This is a genomic window from Pseudomonas sp. PB101 (genome assembly GCF_009764265.1).
Classification (GTDB): Bacteria; Pseudomonadota; Gammaproteobacteria; order Pseudomonadales; family Pseudomonadaceae; genus Aquipseudomonas.
In genome coordinates this window covers 68243-91343 of record NZ_RWIR01000018.1, presented here as the reverse complement: position 1 = coordinate 91343, position 23101 = coordinate 68243, and the positions used below count along the sequence as shown (strand labels likewise).

Below are 23101 nucleotides of genomic sequence, written 5' to 3'. Positions count from 1 at the left end.
TTCAGTCAAAACGCATAGGGAATACTGACCTTGGCCCAAAGCATTTCCCCTTCAGGCCGGTTCTCCACGTCGAACTCCTTGGCCCAGCGAATCTCCGCGCTGGCATATTTGAGAAAGGTCCAGTGCAGGGCCGGACCGATCGCAAACACCTGCCCACGCACTCCGTCGTTCACGTCCTCGCCATTGAACTGCACGGTGTGGCCGAACTGTTTGTCGTCGGTGGTCTGCTTGAGGTAGTAGCCGTTCAGCCCGAACATCAGGTCATCGGTGATCTTGAAACTGGCGGAATAGTCGAAGTGGAAAATCTGCCCCGACTTGTAGTCGGTGTCCTTGTTCTTCTCGTTGAAGCTGTAGGTGGTCTTCATCGACACCTCGGTTCTGTCCGTCGGCAGCCAGGTGAAGGAGAACAGCGGTTTGTAGGTGTAGAAGTTGTTGCTGGTGTTGGCCAGGCGATCGACGCTGTATTCGCCGGTCGGCACCGTGACTTCAATGGCGGCGCCGAGGGTCAGGTTCGGGCCCATGTCCCAGAGAATGATCGGCGCAAACGTTGTGTCACCCATGCCTTCACGGGTGTCCTGCGGCAGGCCGAACACCGAGACTTCCTGCTTGAGCCAGGGCTGCGCGATGTAACCCGCCAGCCGGCCGCCGAACACGCGCACCGGGCTGAGGTAATCCAGGCGCGGAATGACCGCCGTGGATTCGATCTCGACGTTCGGCACCTTGCCGCCGAACGAGCTGATGTTCAGCTTCGTGGCCTTGTAGTGGTTGTAGTAGAGGTTGAAGGCAAGCATGTTGTCCGGAAGGCTGTCGGGCGACAGCGGCAACATGAAGTAGCCGTCGGTGCCGGGGCCGATGTTGTCCACGCCGGCCTCGGTGGCCAGTGCCGGTTGCAGGGCGCAGACGCCGGCCAGGCTGATGACCATCAGGGGAAGTGTCTTGCGGATCGGGGTCATGGGTGTACTCGTTATTATTGTTGGCGGGCTGTCCGGCATCCATACGAGGGCCGCAACATAGAAATAAGCTGTCTGCGCCCTACAAGGCAGGGTATTGGCGGCCATTTAGGGGGACTTCTGCGGACAGCCTTTGCACCCTGTGCTAACTTCCTTCGACATAACCGGTTACAAAAATAAGAATGCAGCTCGACCCGGAATGTATAGCCCCATGCAAATGAAAGTGATTGACCCCACCTTTGAACTGGCGCTGGTGTCGCCGTTTCTCCTGCAGACCCTGGCCGACGTGGCCGAGCAAAAAGGCATCGACCCACAGAGCCTGTGCCGAGGCTTGGGTTTCAACTTCGAAGACCTTCAGGACCCCGCGCAGCGCATTTCCTATCGCCAGGCCGTGGCCATGATTCAGCGCGCGCTCAAAGTCCTGCCCAATCAGGGCCTGGGCCTGTGGGTCGGCGCGCAGAACGTGCTCGGTACGCTGGGGCTGCTGGGGCACGTGTTGTCGCTGTGCAAGACCCTGCGCGATGCCTTTGAACTGGGCATCCGCCATCAACACACCTCCGGCGGCATTGTCGTATCGAGTGTGGAGGAGGCGGGTGACCGGGTGTTTGTCGACGTTGAATGCCGCTTGCCGTTCGCCGACGTGCAGTTGTTCGCGGTCGAGGAGTTTTTCGCCAGCCTGCTGGTGTACGGCCGGGCGCTGGTCGGGGCGGATTTCAAGCCGGTGGCGGTAGAGTTCATGCATGCCGCGCCGGGCTATCTCGACGAATACGCACGCCTGTTGGGGCCGGACGTGCGTTTCGGCTGCCTGCAAAACCGCATGCTGATCGATGCCCATTGGCTGGACGTGCAGTTGCCCAATCACCATTCCCTGGCCCTGCGTCAGGCGGTGAAACTGCTCGAGCTGGAAGCGGCGCAAGTGCACCAGAAAATGGATCTGATCCAGGCGGTGGAACGGGCGATTGCCCGGGACCTGACCGAGGGCAGCCACATCGAGAAAATCGCCGGCGACCTGAACATGAGCAGCCGCACCTTGCGCCGCCGTCTCACCGAACACGCGCTGACGTTCGAAACCTTGCTGGAACAGGTGCGCCAGGCCCGCACCATGAGCCTGCTGGCCAACCCGGACATGTCCATCGAACGCATCACCGAAGAAGTCGGCTACAGCGACGTGCGCAGCTTTCGCCGGGCGTTCAAGCGCTGGACCGGCATGAGCCCGAGCGCGTTCCGCAACGACAGCCCCAGCCTGGTTTGATCTCTTTGTGGTGAAAGGGCTTGGCTTTTCACCACAGGTTCCTGGCCTCCGACGGCACACAAACCCTCATACTCCGGTTAAACTCCGTGCTCTTTTTCAAGGAGTTCATATGAGTCATTACCAGCCGGGCATTCTCGCCACCCCCGTTCCGCCTCAAGCCCGCCATATGTTCTTCGCGCTCGAATCCGCCGCTGCACTGCCGGCCGCGCTCGATAAGCTGCAAGGGCTGGTGGACGGCAAGTCGGTGGTGGTCGGCTTCGGCGAGTCCCTGGTCAAGGCGCTGGACGGGCAGATCGAAGGTCTGCGGCCATTCCCGGCACTGACCGGCGTAGGCGTCGACAACCCGTCGACCCAGCACGCGCTCTGGTGCTGGCTGCACGGCGAAGACCGTGGTGAGTTGCTCAACCGCAGCAATGCCATCGCCGCCGCATTGGCTCCGGCGTTGCGCCTGGTGCAGATGAACGAAACCTTCCGCCACATGACCGGCCATGACCTGACCGGCTACGAAGACGGCACCGAAAACCCCCACGATGAAGCCGCAGCCGCTGCCGCCCTGGTGGGTGAGGGCGCGGACGGCACGGTCGGTGGCAGCTTCGCCGCGATCCAGCAATGGCAGCACGACTTGCAAGGTTTCCATGCGCTGTCGGCCGATGACAAGGACAACATCATGGGCCGCCGCCTGAGCGACAACGAAGAGATCGACGACGCGCCGGTTTCCGCCCACGTCAAACGCACCGCCCAGGAAAGCTTCGCGCCCGAGGCCTTCGTGGTGCGCCGCTCGATGCCGTGGATCGAAGGCGAGCGTGCCGGCCTGATGTTCCTGGCCTTCGGTTTCTCCCTCGACGCCTTCGAAGCCCAACTGCGCCGCATGAGCGGTCTGGAAGACGGCATCACCGACGGTCTGTACCGCATCAGTCGTCCGCTCACCGGTGGCTACTACTGGTGCCCGCCGCTCAAGGACGGTCGACTGGACCTGCGCGCATTGCGCGTCGGCTGAGCAAAAGGAGAGCTTATGAACCGGGTGCGCTGGGGCATGATCGGTTGTGGCAGTGTCGCTGAACGCAAAAGCGGCCCGGCCTTCTACAAGGCGCCCGGATCGGCCTTGGTGGCGGTCATGGGCCGGCGCCTGGAAGCCGTCACCGACTACGCCGCGCGCCACGGCATCGCGCGGGTCTACACCGATGCGCAAGCGTTGATCAACGATCCCGAGGTCGACGCGGTGTACATCGCCACGCCGCCCGACAGCCATCACGCCTACGCCCTGCAGGTGGCCGCCGCCGGCAAGCATTGCTGCGTGGAAAAACCGATGGCGCTGAACGCCGGGCAAAGCCGCGAGATGCAGCAGGTTTTCGCCGATGCCGGGCTGCACCTGTTCGTCTCCTATTACCGGCGTTCGCTGCCACGCTTCCGGCAAGTGCGGCAATGGCTGGAGGAGGGGCGGATCGGCGAGGTCCGGCACTTGACCTGGACCCTCACCAAAGCGCCGTCGGCGGCGGATCTGGAGGGCGCGAACAATTGGCGCACCGACCCGGCGATTGCCGGTGGCGGTTACTTCGCCGACCTGGCCAGCCATGGCCTGGACCTGTTCCAGTACCTGTTCGGCGATATCGTCGAAGTGGCCGGGTTCACCGCCCGGCAGGCCGGTTTGTACGCCGCCGAAGATGCCGTCAGCGCCACTTGGCGGTTTGCCAGCGGCGCACTGGGCATGGGTTGCTGGAACTTCGTCACCGACCGCCGCGAAGACCGGGTCGAAGTGATCGGCAGCCAAGGCCGGATCACATTTTCGGTGTTCGATGAGCACCCGGTCGAACTGCACGCCGATGAACACCTGAGCCTGACCATCGAGCATCACGCCCACATCCAGTGGCACCACGTATTGGGCATGAATGCACATATTCGTGGCGAGGCGCAGCATCCGGCGATGGCTGAGCAGGCGCTGAAGACCGACTGGGTGATGGACCAGATTCTCAAGCGCCACTGAACCTGTAGGAGCGAGCTTGCTCGCGATGGTCGTCAACGATAACGCTGGAAGTCTGACACCCCACGGCGTTCTCGGGTTTATCGCGAGCAGGCTCGCTCCTACAGTTTCGGATTGCGTTGCGCATCTAACCTTATGCGCATTCGGTATTTCTCAAGCCTGCCATAACCTCTCTAAGATCACGTCATAACTCGTTATAACAAGTGATCTGCCATGACCGATAACGTTCTATCCCTGAGCAGCGTCCCGCTGCACACCCAGCTGCGAGACGTGCTGCGTGCGCGCATCCTCGACGGCGAGTACCCGCAAGACAGCCAGATGCCTTCCGAAAGCGAGCTTGGCGCGTTGTTCAAGGTCAGTCGCATCACCGTGCGCCAGGCCTTGGGCGACCTGCAGAAGGAAGGGCTGATCTTCAAGATCCACGGCAAAGGCACCTTCGTCGCCAAGCCGAAAACCTTCCAGAACGTCAGCACCCTGCAAGGCCTGGCCGAGTCCATGACCGGGCGTGGCTATGAGGTGATCAACCGTCTGCGCAGCTTCAGGTTCATCGCCGCCGACAAGCTCGTCGCCGAGCGTTTGCAGGTCGCCGAAGGCGAGATCGTGGCGCAGATCAAACGGGTGCGCCTGATCAATCGCGAGCCGGTGTCCCTGGAAGTCACTTACCTGCCCAAGACCATTGGTGAGCGTCTGGAAAAGGCCGACCTGGTCACCCGCGACATCTTCCTGATCCTGGAAAACGACTGCGGCCTGGCCCTGGGTCACGCTGACCTGGCCATCGATGCGGTACTGGCCGACAGCGACCTGACCCAGGCGCTGAACGTCGAACCCGGCTCGCCGATCATGCGTATCGAGCGCCTGACCCACGACTGTGCCGGCCAGCCGCTGGACTTCGAACACCTTTACTACCGTGGCGATGCCTTCCAGTACCGCCTGCGGATCGACCGGCACAAAGGGGCTTGAACATGACACGCAACACCCTCGAACAGGAATACGACATCGTCGTGATCGGCGGCGGCACCGCCGGCCCCATGGCGGCGATCAAGGCCAAGGAACGCAACCGCGACCTGCGGGTGTTGTTGATCGACAAGGCCAACGTCAAGCGCAGCGGCGCGATCAGCATGGGCATGGACGGCCTGAACAACGCGATCATTCCCGGCCACTCGACGCCGGAGCAGTACACCAAGGAAATCACCATCGCCAACGACGGCATCGTCAACCAGGCCGCGGTGTACGCCTATGCCACCCACAGCTTCGAGACCATCGAGCAACTGGACCGCTGGGGCGTGAAGTTCGAGAAGGACGAAACCGGCGACTACGCGGTGAAGAAGGTCCACCACATGGGCGCCTACGTGCTGCCGATGCCGGAAGGGCACGACATCAAGAAAGTCCTGTACCGCCAGTTGAAACGCGCGCGGGTGAGCATCACCAATCGCCTGGTCTGCACGCGCTTGCTGACGGATGAAGAGGGCGCGGTCAACGGCGTGATGGGCTTCGATTGCCGCACCGCGGACTTCCATGTGATCAAGGCCAAGGCGGTGATCCTCGCCTGCGGTGCCGCCGGACGCCTCGGCTTGCCGTCCTCGGGTTACCTGATGGGCACCTACGAAAACCCGACCAATGCCGGCGACGGCTACTCGATGGCCTACCACGCCGGGGCCGAGCTGGCGAACCTGGAGTGCTTCCAGATCAACCCGCTGATCAAGGACTACAACGGCCCGGCCTGCGCCTACGTCACCGGTCCCCTGGGCGGCTACACCGCCAACAACAAGGGCGAGCGCTTCATCGAGTGCGACTACTGGAGCGGGCAGATGATGTGGGAGTTCCATCAGGAACTGGAAAGCGGCAACGGCCCGGTGTTCCTCAAGCTCGATCACCTGGCCGAGGAAACCATCCAGAACATCGAAGAGATCCTGCACAGCAACGAGCGTCCGAGTCGCGGCCAGTTCCACGCCAATCGCGGTACGGACTACCGCACGCAGATGGTCGAGATGCACATCTCCGAGATCGGCTTTTGCAGCGGGCATTCGGCGTCGGGGGTGTGGGTCAACGAGAAGGCCGAGACCTCGGTCAAGGGTTTGTACTCGGCCGGTGACATGGCCGCGGTGCCGCACAACTACATGCTCGGCGCCTTCACCTACGGCTGGTTCGCCGGCAACAACGCGGCGGATTTTGTCGCCGGGCGTGAGTTTTCCGCCCTCGATGTGGCACAGATCGAAGCGGAAAAACAGCGGGTCTACGCGCCGCTCGATCGCGAACACGGCCTGCCACCGGCCCAGGTCGAGTACAAGCTGCGGCGCTTCGTCAACGACTACCTGCAACCGCCGAAAGTGACCAAGAAGATGCAGATCGGCCTGCAACGCTTCAGCGACATCCAGCGCGACCTCGACCAGATCAAGGCCCACAACGCCCATGAGCTGATGCGCGCCATGGAAGTCAGCATGATCCGCGACTGCGCCGAAATGGCCGCCCGCGCTTCATTGTTCCGCGCCGAGAGCCGCTGGGGGCTGTACCACCATCGCGTCGATCACCCGCAACGCAACGATCGCGACTGGTTCTGCCATTGCCATCTGAAGAAAGACCAGAACGGTTTGATGAGCAGTTTCAAGAAAGCCGTCGAGCCTTACATCATCCCGCTGGATGCCGACGAGATGCAGGCTTACGACCGGTTGCGGGTCGGTGCCGATGCGGCTTGATGCCGACAATCAAAGAGAGACCGAACATGGCTTACCAACCCCAGGAAATCTTCTTCCGCTCCAACGCACCGGTCACGGTCGACGAGGACCTTTGCATCGCCCACAAAGGCTGCACCGTATGCGTCGACGTTTGCCCGATGGACCTGCTGGCGATCAACCCGGCCACGCAAAAGGCCTACATGGCCTTCGATGAATGCTGGTACTGCATGCCCTGTGAAAAGGACTGCCCGACGGGCGCGGTGAAAGTCGAGATCCCCTATTTATTGCGCTGAATGTGAACACAGTTGCTCCCACAATGATTTGTGCAGCACCTCAACATCTGAAAACACCAAAGAACCCTGTGGGAGCTGGCTTGCCAGCGATGAGGCCAGCCCAAACAACGCTAAAACGCCATCCGGCCACCACCGGACGCCTGATTCACAACACCCCTCGTTTCCCACCACGCCCTGATCGTGGCGGAGACGAACATCCTATAAATGATTCGAGGGGAAACACTCATGTTGCGTGCAACTTTGGCCGGTCTGGTACTGGCTTCATTCACTTTGTCGGCCTCGGCCGAAACCATCCGCATTGCCATCGGCACCCAGGACACCACCATCAACTGCGCCGCCGGCGGTTTGTTGATTCGCGAGCTCGGTCTGCTGGACAAATACCTGCCCCACGACGGCCAATACAAAGACGCCCAATACGACGTGCAGTGGAAGAACTTCACCAGCGGCGCACCGCTGACCAACGAGATGGTCGCCGGCAAGCTCGACTTCGGCGCCATGGCCGATTTCCCAGGTTCGTTCAACGGCGTGGCGTTTGAAACCGCCGGCAAGCACAGCCTGTTCATCAGCGTGCTGTCGGGCAGCACCAAGGGCAGTGGCAACGGCATCGTGGTGCCGAGTGCGTCGGGCGTGCAGTCGCTGGCCGAGCTCAAGGGCAAGACCATTTCCGTGCCGTTCGCTTCCACCGCCCATGGCATGTTATTGCGGGCAGTGGCGGCCCAGGGCTGGGACCCGCTCAAGGACGTGAACATCATCGCCCAGCCGCCGGAAGTCGCCGGCTCCGCGTTGCAGGCCGGCAAGATCGATGCCCATGCTGACTTCGTGCCGTTCGCCGAACTGTTCCCCAGCCGTGGATTCGCCCGCAAGATCTATGACGGTTCCCAAGCCAATGCGCCGACCTTCCACGGTGCGCTGGTCGATCAGGCCTATGCGAAAAAGTACCCGGAAATCGTCGTCGCTTACCTGCGCGCGAGCATCGAAGCCAACCAACTGCTGGCGGCTGAACCGGAGAAATACAGCGAGCTGATCGCCAAGGTCACCGGGGTCGATGCCGAGGTCAACTACCTGTTCCATGGCCCCCTCGGCGTGCAGACCCGCGACCTGAGCTGGAAGCCGGAATACCGTCAGGCCGTGGGCACCGCCATCGATACCCTGAAGTTGTTGAAGAAGGCCGATCGCGGTCTCGATCTCAACACCTTCATCGACGACCAGTACATCCGCGCCGCCTTCAAGGCCTCGAACCTGGACTACAACGCGCAGCTTGCCGATTACCGGCAGACGCCGCTCAAGGCCGCCGATGCCGCCAGCGGCAAAGCCATCACCGACGTGCGCCACGTGGCGGAAATCTGGGTGCGTGGCGAGCCGAAAGTCCGTCAATACGCCTCGGCGGAAGCCGCATTCAGCGCGCTGACAGCGCTGAAACAGGAAGGCAAAAACATCCGCGCGGTGTACACCCAGGCCAGTGACAGCGGGATCAAGCTGCTGGCGGATCAGGCGTGGTTTGCCACCGATAGCAAAGGCCAGCTGAGCGCGTTCCTGCTCAAGGGCCAGGCCCAGCAGTTCGCCAGCGCCCAAGGCGGCAAAGTCTTCGACTTCACCGATGCCACAGCGCAGGCCGTGGCCACCCGCTAACAGTCATAACACCGCAATCCCCTGTGGGAGCGGGCTTGCCCGCGATGAGGCCAGACCAGTCGACATCAATGTTGAATGTGATACCGCCATCGCGGGCAAGCCCGCTCCCACAGGGATCTCGGTTGAGAGGAAAAATTGTGTACCGATCCTATTCACGCTGGCTCCCCAGAGCCGCTTCACTGCTGCTCTGCCTGCTGTTCTGGCAACTCGCCGCCAGCCACCACTGGAACCTCGGGCTGGTGACTTTCGCCAACGTCCCGACACCCGTGGCGGTCGTTGAAGCCGCCCTCGGCCTCGGCGACTCCGGCAAGCTCGCGCAGCACCTGGGCAGCAGCCTCGGCCGGGTGTTCGCCGGTTACCTCGCAGCGCTGGTCATTGGCGTTGCCCTGGGCCTGGCCATCGGCCGCTCGAAATGGGCCGAAGATCTGCTGCTGCCGCCCCTGGAAGTGCTGCGCCCGATTCCGGCGGTGGCGTGGATTCCCCTGGCCATCCTGATGTTTCCCTCGTCGGAACTGTCGATGGTGTTCATCACCTTTACCGGCGCACTGTTCCCGATCCTGCTCAACACCGTGCATGGCGTCGAAGGCGTCGACCCACGGCTGATCGCCTCGGCGAAAAGCCTCGGGGCAGGGCGCCGGGCCATCCTGCTGGAGGTGATTCTTCCGGGCGCTGCGCCGAGCATCATCACCGGCCTGGCCATCGGCATGGGCACCTCGTGGTTCTGCCTGGTAACGGCGGAAATGATCTCCGGCCAATTCGGCATCGGCTATTACACCTGGGAGTCCTACACCATCCAGAACTACGCCGACATCGTCGTCGGCATGTTGCTGATCGGCGTGCTCGGCATGGGCAGCAGCCTGCTGATCAAGCGTCTGGGCGGGCTGTTCACGCCCTGGCATCGACCACGAGGAAAAGCCTGATGAGCGTTTTTCAACACCTGGAAGGGCGCATCGACATTCGCGGGCTGTCGATCAGCCTGGGCGAAGGGGCCGCGGCTTTCGAAGCGGTGCAGGGCCTCGATTGCCAGATCGAACCGGGGCAGTTCGTGTGCATTCTCGGGCCGTCCGGTTGCGGCAAGTCCACCTTGCTCGGCGCTCTGGCCGGTCACCTGCAACCGCGCACCGGCACCTTGAACGTGGATGGCGCGCCGGTGTCGGGGCCCTCGCCACAACGCGGCATGGTGTTCCAGCAGCACACCTTGTTTCCGTGGCGCACGGTGCGTGACAACGTGGCGTTCGGCTTGAAGATGCGTGGCGTCGGCAAGCGCGAACGGCACAAGGCGGCGGATGACATCCTCGCGCTGGTGGGCCTCGAAGGTTTTGCCGAGCGCTGGCCTGATCAGCTCTCCGGCGGCATGCAGCAACGGGTGGAAATCGCCCGGGTGCTGGTCAACCGTCCGCGCCTGTTGCTGATGGACGAACCCTTCGGCGCCCTCGATGCCCTGACCCGGTTGAACATGCAGGAACTGCTGCTGGACATCTGGACGCGCATCCGCACCACCGTGGTGTTCGTCACCCATGACATCGACGAAGCGCTGTTCCTCGCCGACCGCTTGCTGGTCATGGGACCGCGCCCCGGGCGGATCATCGAAGACCTGCGCCTGGACTTCCCCCGGCCGCGCAGCACCGAACTGGTGACCAGCCCTGAATTCTCGCACCTCAAGCGTCATTGCCTCGAACTCCTGCGCCACGAAGACGGTCGGCAACTGCCGCGCCTGAACCCGTTGGGGCTTCCTCCTGAAAACAAACTGCCGCGATTTGCCCTATGACCTCACTATTCGATGTAACCGATAACGACGACATCCTTGCCCTGCAACCGCGCCTGACCGATGACGACCCCGGCGTCCGCCGGATCGCGCTGATCGAACTGGCCGATCTCGAGGAACCGGACGGCCTGCTGTGGTTGACCGATCGACTGGCCGCAGACCCGATTGCAGAGGTTCGCGCCGAAGCCGCGCGGTTGCTGGAAGCCTGGGAGGACGAGCCCGTGGTCGAAGCGTTGTGCCAGGCGCTGACCGATCCGTCCCCCGCGGTGCAGGCGGCCGCCGCGCAAAGCCTCAGCCTGCTCAAGAGCGAAGCGGCGGGCCGGGTCATTCTGCCGTGGACCGGGCACGCCGACAGCGGCGTGCGCATTGCCGCGTTCAGGGCGTTGCGCGAGTTGCGTTGCCCCGATGCCGCCGATGCCGCCACCCGGGCATTGACTGATGAAAGCGCCAGCGTGCGCCGCGAGGCGGTGGGCGTGCTCGGCTGGCTCAAGCAACTCGATGCCTTGCCGGCGCTGGCGCAGTTGGCCAGCGCTGACCCGGACACCGAGGTGCGGCGTGCAGCCACCGGCGCATTGGGCCTGGCGTCTGACGCCCAGGTGCTGCCGGCCCTGCGTCAGGCCTTGCGCGACGCAGCCTGGCAAGTGCGCGAAGAAGCCGCCACCACCCTGGGCAAGGTCGGCCACCCCGACGCCGGCCCGGCCCTGATCGACGCCCTGGGCGACGGTTACTGGCAAGTGCGCCTGCGCGCCACCCGCAGCCTCGGGCGCTTGCGTTTTACACCGGCGCTCGAAGCGCTGATCGACACCCTCGGCCACCGCATCAGCAACCTGCGCAAGGAAGCCGCGCTGGCCCTCGGCGAACTGAACGACCCACGGGCCATTGCACCGTTGCAGGCCGCGCAGGACGACGGCGACCCGGAAGTGCGCAAGGCCGTGCGCATTGCCTTGAGTCAACTGCAATGAACCCGCTGGCGATCGGCAACTCCCGCAGCAAACAGCAGTTGCGCCTGAACTGGCCGGATGGTCGCGAGCAACTGCTGGATCATGCCGAACTGCGCCGGCAGTGCCCGTGTTCACAGTGCCGGGCGTTTCGATTGCGGGGGATGACACCGATGGTCGATGCGCGGGTTCAGGTGATCGAACTGAACTCGCAGGGCTATGGCCTGCAACTGGTGTTCAGCGATGGGCACGAGCGGGGGATTTATCCTTGGGCGTATCTCTCTGCTCTGACCTGATCCCTGTAGGAGCGAGCCTGCTCGCGATGGACGTGAACGATAAAGCGATGCCGTTGGAGGAATCGGTACGCCTGGACGCTTTTCGCCAACAGTCGACCGGCTTTATGCGGTGAATACAGGCTCAGTAACGGCTCGGATAAACGCATCGTCCACAGTCTTCACGTTATACCGATGCATGAACTCACTACCATTGGCAAAGCGATTGAAACGCTTCTGGCTAATCATGTAAAAATAATCACAATGGTTAATGACTTCATCAACATTGTGCGAGGAAACCAGAATAGCGGTGCCCTCACTGGCGGCGCCGCGTAGGCACTGCCAAATATAGCGCCGAAATTCCGGATCTACACCGGCGGTAGGTTCGTCGAGAATCACGAAGTCTGCAGAAATTGAAAGAAGAGAGAGCGTAAAGAACCAGCGTGTTTCTCCGTAGCTGCATAGCGATGATTTTTTGTTCCATATGTCTTGATATCGGTCAACTATCGCAGGACTCCATGCTCTTAGTTTTTTTAAGGTCTTATCCTGTGTCATCGGTTCGCTTGATGACAGCGCAGTCACCATTTTAAAAATGTCGCGCATGCGCAGCGGCGGGGGAGTGCTAATGATTTGAGAAAGGTATAAAAACTGACTGAAGTCGTTTTTTATGAAGCCGGACTTCGCTTTTTTAAGGTCACAGACGATATCGAAAAAGTTGTTTTTCCAGATCCATTTGGTCCCAGAATGCCGACAATGTCGCCTTGAGCAACCTCAAGAGATGCCTGGGTCAATAGAGGGGTATCTGTATAGGAGAAGTCAATGCTCTGCGCCATGAATTTTTTCATCAGTATCGACTCCATACGGGATTGATTCTTAGGTGTTTGAAGGTTTTGTGCAGTACTAAAATAAATAAAAGAATTATTGCTGTCGTGATGAGTTTGTTGGATTTAAGACCTTGTTCCATTATCTGGCTTGCAAGTGTCAGTGGGTTTGCGAGGTTCAAAGTGTCGGTGATGGGGTTTGATCTGCTGGCACTCATTACGCCGAGAATCAGCATGCAGAACGAAAAAATGGAAAGCAAAGTGTTCGAGTTTTGAAAGTTGATCGGTAATAATGAGAATGCAGCCCCGATCGCGCAAAACATGATAAAGCAGATGTAAAAGCGTGGTGTGATATTCAGTAGTTCATTGAGATCGTAGTTTCCGAATGGTAATTTGGTCGTTAAGTAAAAGGTTGCGCAATAAGATATCGATATTAGCGAGTAGGCAATGAAGTGCGATAAAAGAAAAATCAGTTTCGATTCCTTGGAGTAAATAAATGATCGGGTGAATCCACTTTCCCTTCTTCCGATTATGTAAAAGGCGAATCCGAATAATGCGACACTTGAAGAGATGTAGGCATAAAACCATGCTGAGGCTGTAATGTAATTGCTGGAAAAATAGCTAAGGCCTTGTCTGGTTATTGCAAAAAAATAGAACATCGCGCAAGGCGATATCATGATCCAGAAAAGGGCGGTGGGTTCTTTTAGTTGTTCTTTTATAAATATTGAAGTTAGGACAAAAGCTCTGGGTGCAATGTTTCTAGTCATGGGGTAGCACCTTTTTAGATTTGTTTTTTATATTTTTTGGCGTTTGGCGTTTGGCGTTGAGTGGTATTGCAAGGATTAATTGATTTTGCTGCTGGGTGCAAGCGAGAGAATTTTGTGTTTGTAGGGGTATTCCTGCATGTTTTTAAGATGCGTCCTGCACGATGTCAGGAGTCTTGGTTTATCGTGGTGTTGGCACTTTTTAGCGTGAATTGTGAAATTCCTTTTTGAAACTGCGGTTTAGTTTTCGGCAAGCAAAAATGATCTTCTATGTTGGGTAGAATATTTCTGTAGGAACAATGTGCGATTTCTATTTTTTCTATGGTTTTTATTTTTTTAGAGCCTGTTTTTTTAAAAAAAAGGCGACGAACGGTAGGCCTTGAATGTGGGAGCGAACTGTCCGGCAGATGACTGACGGCCCTTGCCAGAAAAAAGCCAAAAGAGTACAAATGTACTCCATGACGACTCTGACTCCCCGCCGTACCGCCATCCTGACCTTTATCCGAGATCGCATCGCCGAGCACGGTCAGCCTCCGAGCCTCGCTGAAATCAGCGAGGCGTTCGGTTTCGCCTCCCGCAGTGTGGCGCGCAAGCATGTGCTGGCGCTGACCGAAGCCGGGTTTATCGAGGTCAACCCGCATCAGGCCCGGGGCATTCGCCTGCTTGGGCAGCCGCCGCGGCCCGAGTTGCTGGACATCCCGGTGCTTGGCCGGGTGGCGGCCGGTGCGCCGATCGGGGCTGATGCCGAGGTACACAGCCGCTTGCTGCTCGATCCGTCGATCTTCTCGCGGGTGCCGGACTACATGCTGCGGGTGCGCGGTGATTCGATGATCGAGGACGGCATTCTCGACGGCGATCTGGTGGGCGTGCACCGCAACCCCGAGGCGCTCAACGGCCAGATCGTCGTCGCGCGGCTCGACGGCGAGGTCACCATCAAGCGCTTCGAGCGGGTCGGCGATGTGGTTCGGCTGCTGCCACGCAACCCGGCCTACCAGCCGATCATTGTCGAGGCCGACCGGGACCTGGCCATCGAAGGCGTGTTCTGTGGCCTGGTGAGGCAAGGCTGATGGGTGCCGTCGTTGCGCTGGATACGCTGTTCAATGGCGGCCAGGTCTGGAGGGGCCGGCCTGCGCCACCGGCCGCCAGCCCGCAACCCACCGGGCATGCCGCGCTCGACGCGGCATTGCCCAGCGGTGGCTGGCCGGAGGCGGCGCTGACGGAGATCCTGTTGGCCGGGCAGGGCGTGGGCGAGTTGCAACTGGTGTGGCCGACGCTGGCACGGCTGTCGGCGGCGGGCGAGCGTATCGTGCTGGTGGCGCCGCCTTATGTGCCGTATCCCCAGGCGTGGCAGGGCGCCGGGGTCGATCTGCGGCAGTTGTCGATCATCCGCGCCAGCGAGCGCGATGCGCTGTGGGCCGCCGAACAATGCCTGCGCTCGGGCAGTTGCGGCGCGGTGCTGTGCTGGCCGCACAAGGTCGATGACCGCGCCTTGCGCCGCTTGCAGGTGGCGGCGGAAACCGGCCAGACCCTGGCCTTCGCCTATCGCCCCCTCAGTGAAGCGATCAACCCTTCGCCGGCGGCCCTGCGCATCGCCATCGATGCCCGACCGGCACAACTGCGCGTGCTCAAGTGTCGCGGCGGCCTGGCTCGGTCGACGCCGATTGCCTTCGCCGTGGGGCATTGAGGTTGCCATGCGCTGGGTCTGCATTGTTTTCCCGCAATTGGCGCTGGACGCGGTACTGCGTCAGCGCACCGATCCCGATCAACCCCTGGCGTTGCTGACCGGCCCGGCTCAGCGCCGGGTGCTGCAGGCGGTCAACGACGCGGCGCGGGCGCTGGGGTTGCGTCCCGGCCAGTCCATGAGCGCGGCACAGGCCTTGAGCAAAGGCTTTGTCACGGCCGAATACGACGCCGCTGACATCGAACACTGGCAGCAGTTTCTCGCCGCCTGGGCCTATCGCTTCAGTTCCCAGGTCAGCGTGCATTACCCCCGGGCCGTGGTGTTCGAGATCGAGTCCAGCCTCGGCCTGTTCGGCGCCTGGCCGCAATTCGAAGCGCTTTTGCGCCGAGAGCTTGGTGAACTGGGGTTCCGGCACCGCATCGTGGCCGCGCCCAACCCGGTGGCGGCGCGGGTGCTGGCCAACGCCTATGACGGTCTGGTGGTGCCGGACGATCAAGCCTTGCAGCATCACCTGGGGCAAATGCCCGTCGACCGGGTCGGTCTCGAAGCCTCGGTCGCCACGGCCTTGTCGCGCATGGGCCTGCGCACCTTGAGCCAGGTGCAGGCGTTGCCCCGGCATAGCCTGGCCCGGCGTTTCGAGGCCCAGGTGCTCAAGCATCTGGATGCCCTGTCCGGTTTGCGGCGGCTGGCGCTGACGTTCTACCTGCCGCCGGACCGCTTCGATGTGCGCATCGAGCTCAATTTCGATGTGCAGTCCCATCAGGCCTTGCTGTTTCCGTTGCGCCGGTTGACGGGCGACCTGTCGGCGTTCCTCTGCGGTCGCGACAGCGGCGTACAGCGTTTCGACCTGCACCTGGAGCACGCCGGGATGCCGGACACCGTCATCAAGGTCGGCCTGCTCAGCGCCGAGCGCGATCCGGCGATGCTCTTCGAGCTGGCCCGGGGGCGACTGGAGCAAGTCCAGGTCGAGGCGCCGGTGCGTGGCTTTCGTCTGCGCGCCGAAGATTTGCCGACCTTCGTACCCCAGTTTCAGGAGCTGTTCGACGAGCGCCCGCAGCAGACCTTGCCCTGGGAACAACTGCGCGAACGCCTGCGTGCACGGCTGGGGGATGACGCGGTGCACGACTTGCGTTTTCAGGCCGATCACCGCCCCGAGTGCGCGTGGCAGGCCCGTGCCGACAGCCAGCCTTGCACGGTGCCGGCCGCCGTGAAGCGGCCGGGCTGGCTGCTGACCGAGCCGCTGGCCGTGCATCAGGGCTCGGCACGCATTCTCATGGGGCCGGAACGTATCGAGTCCGGCTGGTGGGACGGCGGCGACATACGCCGTGACTATTACCTGATCGAAACCCGAGCCGGCCAACAGGGCTGGGCCTACCGGGCGGTCGGCGAGGACGGCCCGTTGTGGTTGCAGGGCTGGTTCGCATGAGCTGCGAATATGCCGAATTGCACTGCCTGTCGAACTTCAGTTTCCAGCGCGGTGCCTCCAGTGCCCTCGAACTGTTCCAACGCGCGAAAAAACAGGGCTATCAAGCCCTGGCGATCACGGATGAGTGCACCCTGGCGGGCATCGTGCGCGCCTGGCAAGCGGCGAAGTCCGTGGAGTTGCCGCTGATCATCGGCAGCGAGATACGCATCGAGAACGGTCCGAAACTGGTGCTGCTGGTGGAGAACCTCGAAGGCTATCAGACGCTGTGCCGATTGATCACCCGCGCCCGACGCCGCACGCCGAAAGGCCAGTACCAGGTGCTGCGCGAAGACTTCAGCGAACCCTTGCCGGGGTTGTTGGCGTTGTGGGTGCCGGACGCCGTCGATGCCTTCGCGCAGGGCGACTGGCTCAAGCAGGTCTTCGCCGAGCGCCTGTGGCTGGCCGTGCAGTTGCATCGCGGCCAGGATGATGCGCGGCGTCTGGACGATCTGCTGACACTGGCCAGGGCGTTGCAGATTGCGGCGGTGGCCAGTGGCGATGTGCATATGCACGCGCGCGGCCGGCGTGCTTTGCAGGACACCATGACCGCGATCCGTCATCACCTGCCGGTGGCCGATGCCGGGTTACGCCTGCACCCCAACGGCGAGCGTCATCTGCGCAGCCCCGACGTGCTGCAGGCGCTGTATCCGCCAGGCTTGCTGGCCGAAACGCTGACCATTGCCCGGCGCTGCACCTTCGATCTTGGCCAGTTGCGCTATCAATATCCTCGCGAACTGGTGCCGCAAGGGCACTCGGCCACCTCGTGGCTGCGTCATTTGACCGACGAAGGCATCCAGTGGCGCTGGCCAAAAGGGCCGAAACGCGCAGTGCTGGTGCAGATCGACAAGGAGCTGCACCTGATCGCGGAGCTGGGCTATGAAAGCTATTTCCTGACGGTCCACGACATCGTGCGTTTCGCCCGCACCCAGCACATTCTGTGTCAGGGTCGTGGTTCTGCCGCCAACTCGGCCGTGTGCTTCGCCCTGGGGATCACCGAAATCGACCCGGATCGCACCACGTTGTTGTTCGAGCGTTTTCTTTCCAAAGAGCGCAACGAGCCGCCGGACATCGACGTCGATTTCGAGCATGAACGCCGCGAAGAAGTCTTGCAGTACGTGTTCCAGCGCTATGGTCGGGCCCGCGCCGCGCTGACGGCGGTGGTCAGCACTTACCATGCGGCCGGTGCGGTGCGCGATGTGGCCAAGGCCCTGGGCTTGCCGCCGGACCAGATCAACGCCCTGGCCGATTGCTGCGGTCACTGGAGCGATGAAACACCGCCCGTGGAGCGTCTGCGCGAGGGCGGGTTCGACCCCGAGAGCCCGGTGCTGCACCGGGTGCTCAGCCTGACGGGGCAGTTGATCGGCTTCCCCCGACATTTGTCCCAGCACCCCGGCGGTTTCGTGATTTCCGAGCAGCCGCTGGACAGCCTGGTGCCGGTGGAAAATGCCGCCATGGCCGAGCGCACCATCATCCAGTGGGACAAGGACGACCTCGACGCAGTCGGTTTGCTCAAGGTCGATATCCTGGCGCTGGGCATGCTCAGCGCGATTCGCCGATGTTTCGATCTGCTGCGCAAGCACCGGGGCCTGGACCTGAGCCTGGCGACCATCCCGTCCGAAGACGCGGCCACCTACGAAATGATCGGTCGGGCCGACACCATCGGCGTGTTCCAGATCGAGTCCAGGGCGCAGATGTCGATGCTGCCCAGGCTCAGGCCGAAGACGTTTTACGATCTGGTGATCGAGGTCGCCATCGTTCGACCGGGGCCGATCCAGGGCGGCATGGTGCATCCGTACCTGCGGCGACGGAACAAGGAAGAACCGGAGGTCTATCCGTCACCGGAGCTGGAGGTGGTACTCAAGCGCACCCTCGGCGTGCCGTTGTTTCAGGAGCAGGTCATGCAGATCGCCATCGTCGCCGCCGACTACAGCCCCGGCGAGGCCGACCAGCTGCGTCGCTCCATGGCCGCCTGGAAACGCCACGGCGGGCTCGAACCACACAAGGAACGGCTGGCCGCCGGGATGAAGAAAAACGGCTACACGGCGGAGTTCGCCGCGCAGATCTTCGAGCAGATCAAGGGCTTTGGCAGCTACGGTTTTCCCGAGTCCCACGCGGCCAGTTTTGCCCTGCTGACGTACGCCAGTTGCTGGTTGAAATGCCACGAACCGGCGGCCTTCGCCTGTGCGCTGATCAACAGTTGGCCGATGGGGTTCTACAGCCCGGACCAGATTCTGCAGGACGTTCGCCGGCATCATTTGCAGGTTCGCCCGGTGGACGTGCGCGCCAGCGACTGGGATTGCAGCCTGGAGCCGATCAGCGGCGGGCAACCGGCGATTCGCTTGGGGCTGCGCATGATCAAGGGCTTTCGCGAGGAAGATGCCCGACGCATCGAGGCGGTCCGCTTGCAGGGCGCGTTTGCCGACATCGCCGACCTCGGCGAACGGGCGCGACTCGATGCCCGCGCCCGCGAGCAACTGGCCGATGCCGGCGCGCTGCGAGGCCTGGCGGGCGACCGGCACCGGGCCCGCTGGGAAGTGGCCGGGGTCCAAAAGCAGCTGGGTCTGTTCGCCGGCCTGCCGCGCCAGGAGGAGGACGCGGTGGCGTTGCCCAAGCCTACCGTGGGCGAGGACCTGCAAGCCGATTACGCCAGTGTCGGCACCACCCTGGGGCCGCATCCGTTGGCCCTGTTGCGCGATGAATTGAAGGCGCGGCGCTGCCGCAGTTCGAGGGAGTTGCTGGACGTCGAACACGGTCGGCCGGTCAGCATCGCCGGGCTGGTCACCGGCCGACAACGCCCGGCCACCGCCAGCGGCGTGACGTTCGTTACCCTTGAGGACGAGTTCGGCAACGTCAACGTGGTGGTCTGGCGCGACCTGGCCGAGCGCCAGCGCCAGGTGCTGGTCGGCTCGCAGTTGCTCAAGGTCGATGGGCGCTGGGAGAAGGAGGGGGAGGTCCGGCATTTGATAGCCGGACGGTTGAGTGACCTGAGCCCGTTGCTCGATGGCATCACTGTGCGGAGCCGGGATTTCCACTAACGCTGCAACTCCTGTAGGAGCGAGCCTGCTCGCGATGGACTTGAGAGCGCCGCGTTCATTCAGAAAGCCCGCGTTATCGTTATCCACCATCGCGAGCAGGCTCGCTCCTACAGGGTTGTGACATTGCGGGTTACTTGGTAACAGGCCAAAACCGCTCGCCACCCCCCGGCGCATCCGTCCAGGCCTGCAGCGAACGGGTCGGCAAGTCGAAGTAATCCCGCGTGCGCGCATAGCCGTGCCCGCCCATGCGTCCGATGGCGTCGAGCCCCAATTGATCGATGTACAGGGTTTTCGGATCGATCAATTCGTCCCGCACATGGGCCATCAGCACTTCACCAAAGATGATCTCCCGGGATTGGCCGATGGACAGCGCCATCATCCGCCGGCATTCCAGCGCCACCGGGGCTTCGCCGATGCGCGGGCATTTTACCGTGGTGCCGGGGATGGCGGTGAGGCCGGCGGCGGTCAGTTCATCGAAGCCGGGGGCGAAAGGCACGGCGCAGACGTTCATGGCCTCTACCAGCGCGTCGCTGACGATGTTCACGGTGAATTCCTGGTTGAGCTGAATGTTGCGGGTGGTGTCCTTGGGGCTTTGGTCGCCGTAGTTTTCCACGCCCAGGGCGAGGATGGGCGGATCGGCCGACAGCGCATTGAAGAAGCTGAACGGCGCGGCGTTGATCCGGCCTTCACCGTCGACGGTGGTGACCAGGGCAATCGGCCGTGGCACGACGCTGCCGATCAGAATCTTGTATTTGTCCCGTGGGCTCAGTTGGCTGAAATCGAAGCTTTGCATAGGCAGAAATCTCTAAAGGAGAGGGTCACTGGCGCACAGCGGCGCCTGTGCGCTGTAGTTGTCGGCGAACGGGATGGCCGGTTGGAAAAGACTTTTCCAGTCCGGTTGGCCGAAGGCCCGGTCGCTATGGCTGCGCATCAGTTTTTCGAATTGTTGTTGGGCCTGGCGTTGCAGGGCGGGGTAGTCGATGCCCAGGACCTGGCCTTCGTGCATCACGCAACGGCCATCGATGTAACTGGCGATGCAATCGTCACCACGCCCGGCCAGTACAAGATTCTTCAGCGGATCGAATAGCGGCCCCAGATGCATCCCGCGCAGGTTGAATACCGTGATGTCGGCCTTGCAGCCCGGTGCGAGGCGACCGATATCATCGCGCCCCAGTGCCTTGGCGCCACCCAGGGTCGCGGCGTTGTACATGTCCAGCGTGCTGGTCAGGTCGTTGCCGCCCTCCATCAGGCGCGCGATGTTCAAGCCCTGGCGCATGTTGTCCAGCAGGTCCGCCGGCCAGGTGTCGGTGCCCAGGGCGAAGTTGATGCCCCTGACCCGGTAGCGTCCGAACGAATTCAGCGCCTCGCCGTCCCGGGCGAACACCACCGGGCAATGCACCAGGCTGGCGCCGCCATCCACTACTCGCTGAAGGTCTTCATCACCTCGGGTGTAGATGCCGTGGGGCAGCAGACTGCGCGGGTTCAACAGGTCAAGCTGCTGTAGCCAGCCCAGCGGCGAGGTGCCGCGCCGTTGCTCGACCATCGCTACTTCACCGAGGCCCTGGCAGCAATGCAGGCGCATCGGCGCGTTGAGTTCCCGGCTCAGTGCGGCGGTGCGTTGCAGCAGCGCCGGTGTGCAGGTCTGGATGCGGTCGGGCAGCAGCGCGCCGCGAATCAGACCGTTATGCGCGCCATCGAAATCCTGGAAAAACCGTTCGGCGGCATCGAGGCCACCCATGCCCCGGTTTTCGTCCCAGTGGTGCGCCAGGGTTCCATCGGCCTGCCAGTAGCTCATGCCGCTCATGTAGCAAGGGCCGAGGTAAGTGCGCAGCCCCAGTTCCGCCGCCACGCCGGCGACCGCGGCAAACTCGTCGTAGGTCTCGGCCCATTCGCGGTAATACATCGAGGTGATCGGCATGGCCGTGGTGATGCCGTTGCGGATCAGTTGCGTGAAGGCGTAGCGGTACTTGAAGACTTCTTCTTCGGGGCTGTAGCTGTCCCGCGATCCACGCGCCAGATACTGCGCCGACCACATCCGGCCCATGTCGCGCTCGTCACCGTTGTCCAGGGTCAACACCGTGGAATCGAGATCGCCCAAGGCATCCAGATCGATGAAGCCGGGGCCGATCAGCGCGTTGCCGTAATCGATCCACTGATCCACCGGCCCCGGATAACCGCGCCCGACAAACTCGATGCGCGAGCCTGCGAACACCACTTCGCCGTCACGCCACAGGACATGCCGGGTGCCGTCGAAGCCGACCACGCAACTGGCCCGCAAGCCGATGCGCTTCACAGGCGGCTATCCAGCAAACGGCCACCGGCGGCAATCAACCGGCCCGCGCGATAGACCTGGCGCGGTGGTCGCGAAACCACTGCCTCACCCAGTGTCTGCACTGGCATCAACAGGAAGTCCGCCGGCTGGCCGATCTCCAGGCGATTGGCTTCGCAGCCCAGGGCCTGGGCGCCACTTACGGTCGCCGCCTCGAACGCTGCCGCGAGTTCTTCGTCCTTGTTCAAGTCGAAGCGGAACGCCAGCAACATCGCCCGCTCCAGCATGTCGCCGTTGCCCATGGGCGACCAGGCATCACGAATGCCGTCCGAACCCAGGCAGACATTCACGCCGGTTTCGCGCAGGGCCAGGAACGGCGGCACCGCGCAGTCGGCAGGGGCCGAACTCATCAGTGAAATGCCCAATCTGGCCAGACGTTCGGCCACCGGTTTGACCTGGCTCCACGGCAACATGCCCAGGCAATACGCGTGACTGATCATCACCCGGCCCTGGTGGCCGAAGCGCTCGGTGTAGTCGGCGATCAGCGCGATCTGCCACAGGCCCAGCTCACCCTTGTCGTGCAGGTGAATGTCGACGCCACGGTCGAATTCGCTGGCCAGCTTGAAGACGAAATCGAGTTGCGCAACCGGATCGTTATCGATACCGCACGGGTCCAGGCCACCGACGTTCTCCACGCCCAGGGCCATGGCCTCGCGCATCAGTTCGGCGGTGCCGGGGCGGCTGATCAGGCCGGTTTGCGGGAACACCACCAGTTGCAGGTCGATCAGGTCGCGGTAGTGTTCGCGCAGTTGCTGCATGGCCTCGACATGCCGCAGGCCAAACTCCGGGTCGATGTCGACGTGGCAGCGCATGGTCAGCGAGCCACGGGCGATGCAGTTTTCCAGCAGGGCACCGGCGCGTTGCGCGATGGGCGTGGTGACTTCGCGCAGGATGCGCCGCTCGTTGGCAATGTAGTCCTTGAGGGTCGGGCCGGCGCTGTTGGGGCGCCAGGGCTGGCCCCAGAGGGTTTTGTCCAGGTGCACGTGGCTTTCCACCAAGGCGGGAGTGAGCAACTGGTTCTGGCCGTCGATGTCGGTGGCCGACAGGGCCTCGTTTGAAGCGGGGCGGCGTTGGGTGAAGCGGCCGTTTTCGATCAGCAGGTCTTCGGCGGGGGAGCCGTAGGGGCGCACGTTGCGCAGCCAGCGGGGTTGATTCATTGCAAACCTCTAATTCAATGGTGTCTGGACGGGCCTCATCGCGGGCAAGCCCGCTCCCACAGGGTTTAGGGGGTGTTCACAAAATTGTGATCAACACAAT

At 62.3% G+C, this 23101-nt stretch carries 19 protein-coding genes and 1 pseudogene; 15 read left to right on the top strand and 5 right to left on the bottom strand.

What is annotated here, in order from left to right; translation table 11 throughout:
* Positions 1–5: 5 nt before the first annotated feature.
* Complete coding sequence (locus tag EI969_RS05365; RefSeq protein WP_160386283.1) at positions 6–953, bottom strand: transporter; 948 nt, start codon at positions 951–953, stop codon at positions 6–8.
* 208 nt (positions 954–1161) lie between these two features.
* Here EI969_RS05365 and EI969_RS05360 point away from each other — a divergent pair, with 208 nt between their 5' ends.
* The 11 genes from EI969_RS05360 (at position 1162) to EI969_RS05310 (ending at position 11773) form a co-directional block, all read left to right on the top strand.
* Positions 1162–2202 (top strand): AraC family transcriptional regulator, encoded by a 1041-nt coding sequence (locus EI969_RS05360; protein WP_160386282.1) that lies wholly within the window; start codon positions 1162–1164, stop codon positions 2200–2202.
* Positions 2203–2311: 109 nt separating this feature from the next.
* Entirely contained in the window at positions 2312–3199 is an 888-nt protein-coding gene (locus EI969_RS05355) for a Dyp-type peroxidase (protein ID WP_160386280.1), read from the top strand.
* A gap of 15 nt (positions 3200–3214) precedes the next feature.
* Positions 3215–4183, top strand: coding sequence for a Gfo/Idh/MocA family protein (locus tag EI969_RS05350; protein ID WP_160386278.1), 969 nt, complete (start codon positions 3215–3217; stop codon positions 4181–4183).
* Positions 4184–4393: 210 nt separating this feature from the next.
* On the top strand, positions 4394–5140 hold the full coding sequence (locus EI969_RS05345; protein WP_160386276.1) for a GntR family transcriptional regulator: 747 nt from the start codon (positions 4394–4396) through the stop codon (positions 5138–5140).
* Between the two features lie 2 nt (positions 5141–5142).
* The gene (locus tag EI969_RS05340; protein WP_160386274.1) at positions 5143–6873 is read left to right on the top strand and encodes a fumarate reductase/succinate dehydrogenase flavoprotein subunit; all 1731 of its coding nucleotides are present in this window, start codon (positions 5143–5145) and stop codon (positions 6871–6873) included.
* Between the two features lie 26 nt (positions 6874–6899).
* Entirely contained in the window at positions 6900–7145 is a 246-nt protein-coding gene (locus EI969_RS05335; protein WP_007946457.1) for a ferredoxin family protein, read from the top strand.
* A gap of 204 nt (positions 7146–7349) precedes the next feature.
* Complete coding sequence (locus tag EI969_RS05330; RefSeq protein WP_178120560.1) at positions 7350–8774, top strand: ABC transporter substrate-binding protein; 1425 nt, start codon at positions 7350–7352, stop codon at positions 8772–8774.
* A 137-nt stretch (positions 8775–8911) separates the two neighbouring features.
* Positions 8912–9694: an ABC transporter permease gene (locus EI969_RS05325; protein WP_160386270.1), complete on the top strand. Its 783-nt coding sequence runs from the start codon at positions 8912–8914 to the stop codon at positions 9692–9694.
* Entirely contained in the window at positions 9694–10542 is an 849-nt protein-coding gene (locus tag EI969_RS05320; protein ID WP_160386268.1) for an ABC transporter ATP-binding protein, read from the top strand. The genes EI969_RS05325 and EI969_RS05320 overlap by 1 nt, the downstream gene beginning before the upstream one ends.
* A complete protein-coding gene (locus tag EI969_RS05315) occupies positions 10539–11501 on the top strand; it encodes a HEAT repeat domain-containing protein (protein WP_160386266.1) in 963 nt (320 codons plus the stop codon). Before EI969_RS05320 ends, EI969_RS05315 begins: the two co-directional genes overlap by 4 nt.
* The gene (locus tag EI969_RS05310) at positions 11498–11773 is read left to right on the top strand and encodes a DUF971 domain-containing protein (RefSeq protein WP_160386264.1); all 276 of its coding nucleotides are present in this window, start codon (positions 11498–11500) and stop codon (positions 11771–11773) included. Before EI969_RS05315 ends, EI969_RS05310 begins: the two co-directional genes overlap by 4 nt.
* A gap of 102 nt (positions 11774–11875) precedes the next feature.
* On the opposite strand, the pseudogene EI969_RS05305 reads toward EI969_RS05310, so the two are convergent.
* Positions 11876–12594, bottom strand: a pseudogene (locus EI969_RS05305) (AAA family ATPase).
* Between the two features lie 1189 nt (positions 12595–13783).
* On the opposite strand from EI969_RS05305, the gene lexA reads away from it, so the two are divergent.
* From lexA to EI969_RS05285, 4 genes are read left to right on the top strand one after another with little or no spacing between them, the layout of a single operon-like run.
* Positions 13784–14401: a transcriptional repressor LexA gene (lexA, locus tag EI969_RS05300; RefSeq protein WP_007987463.1), complete on the top strand. Its 618-nt coding sequence runs from the start codon at positions 13784–13786 to the stop codon at positions 14399–14401.
* The gene (gene imuA / locus EI969_RS05295) at positions 14401–15018 is read left to right on the top strand and encodes a translesion DNA synthesis-associated protein ImuA (RefSeq protein ID WP_160386262.1); all 618 of its coding nucleotides are present in this window, start codon (positions 14401–14403) and stop codon (positions 15016–15018) included. Before lexA ends, imuA begins: the two co-directional genes overlap by 1 nt.
* Before the next feature lie 7 nt (positions 15019–15025).
* Complete coding sequence (locus EI969_RS05290; RefSeq protein WP_160386259.1) at positions 15026–16441, top strand: DNA polymerase Y family protein; 1416 nt, start codon at positions 15026–15028, stop codon at positions 16439–16441.
* Positions 16417–19515 carry an error-prone DNA polymerase gene (locus EI969_RS05285; RefSeq protein WP_371925860.1) on the top strand — a complete coding sequence of 1033 codons (3099 nt, stop codon included), beginning with the start codon at positions 16417–16419 and terminating at the stop codon, positions 19513–19515. The genes EI969_RS05290 and EI969_RS05285 overlap by 25 nt, the downstream gene beginning before the upstream one ends.
* 130 nt (positions 19516–19645) lie before the next feature.
* Here EI969_RS05285 and EI969_RS05280 read toward each other — a convergent pair whose 3' ends face one another.
* From EI969_RS05280 to EI969_RS05270, 3 genes are read right to left on the bottom strand one after another with little or no spacing between them, the layout of a single operon-like run.
* Positions 19646–20308: a flavin reductase family protein gene (locus EI969_RS05280; protein ID WP_160386256.1), complete on the bottom strand. Its 663-nt coding sequence runs from the start codon at positions 20306–20308 to the stop codon at positions 19646–19648.
* Positions 20309–20320: 12 nt separating this feature from the next.
* A complete protein-coding gene (locus EI969_RS05275) occupies positions 20321–21808 on the bottom strand; it encodes an amidohydrolase family protein (protein ID WP_160386254.1) in 1488 nt (495 codons plus the stop codon).
* Complete coding sequence (locus tag EI969_RS05270) at positions 21805–23001, bottom strand: amidohydrolase family protein (RefSeq protein ID WP_160386252.1); 1197 nt, start codon at positions 22999–23001, stop codon at positions 21805–21807. The genes EI969_RS05275 and EI969_RS05270 overlap by 4 nt, the downstream gene beginning before the upstream one ends.
* Positions 23002–23101: the final 100 nt, after the last annotated feature.

What these genes read in the sequence shown, in the direction of transcription:
- EI969_RS05365 (WP_160386283.1), bottom strand. Translation starts at nt 953, where the DNA reads ATGACCCCGATCCGCAAGACACTTCCCCTGATGGTCATCAGCCTGGCC.
- EI969_RS05360 (WP_160386282.1), top strand. Translation starts at nt 1,162, where the DNA reads ATGCAAATGAAAGTGATTGACCCCACCTTTGAACTGGCGCTGGTGTCG.
- EI969_RS05355 (WP_160386280.1), top strand. Translation starts at nt 2,312, where the DNA reads ATGAGTCATTACCAGCCGGGCATTCTCGCCACCCCCGTTCCGCCTCAA.
- EI969_RS05350 (WP_160386278.1), top strand. Translation starts at nt 3,215, where the DNA reads ATGAACCGGGTGCGCTGGGGCATGATCGGTTGTGGCAGTGTCGCTGAA.
- EI969_RS05345 (WP_160386276.1), top strand. Translation starts at nt 4,394, where the DNA reads ATGACCGATAACGTTCTATCCCTGAGCAGCGTCCCGCTGCACACCCAG.
- EI969_RS05340 (WP_160386274.1), top strand. Translation starts at nt 5,143, where the DNA reads ATGACACGCAACACCCTCGAACAGGAATACGACATCGTCGTGATCGGC.
- EI969_RS05335 (WP_007946457.1), top strand. Translation starts at nt 6,900, where the DNA reads ATGGCTTACCAACCCCAGGAAATCTTCTTCCGCTCCAACGCACCGGTC.
- EI969_RS05330 (WP_178120560.1), top strand. Translation starts at nt 7,350, where the DNA reads ATGATTCGAGGGGAAACACTCATGTTGCGTGCAACTTTGGCCGGTCTG.
- EI969_RS05320 (WP_160386268.1), top strand. Translation starts at nt 9,694, where the DNA reads ATGAGCGTTTTTCAACACCTGGAAGGGCGCATCGACATTCGCGGGCTG.
- EI969_RS05315 (WP_160386266.1), top strand. Translation starts at nt 10,539, where the DNA reads ATGACCTCACTATTCGATGTAACCGATAACGACGACATCCTTGCCCTG.
- EI969_RS05310 (WP_160386264.1), top strand. Translation starts at nt 11,498, where the DNA reads ATGAACCCGCTGGCGATCGGCAACTCCCGCAGCAAACAGCAGTTGCGC.
- lexA (WP_007987463.1), top strand. Translation starts at nt 13,784, where the DNA reads ATGTACTCCATGACGACTCTGACTCCCCGCCGTACCGCCATCCTGACC.
- imuA (WP_160386262.1), top strand. Translation starts at nt 14,401, where the DNA reads ATGGGTGCCGTCGTTGCGCTGGATACGCTGTTCAATGGCGGCCAGGTC.
- EI969_RS05290 (WP_160386259.1), top strand. Translation starts at nt 15,026, where the DNA reads ATGCGCTGGGTCTGCATTGTTTTCCCGCAATTGGCGCTGGACGCGGTA.
- EI969_RS05280 (WP_160386256.1), bottom strand. Translation starts at nt 20,308, where the DNA reads ATGCAAAGCTTCGATTTCAGCCAACTGAGCCCACGGGACAAATACAAG.
- EI969_RS05270 (WP_160386252.1), bottom strand. Translation starts at nt 23,001, where the DNA reads ATGAATCAACCCCGCTGGCTGCGCAACGTGCGCCCCTACGGCTCCCCC.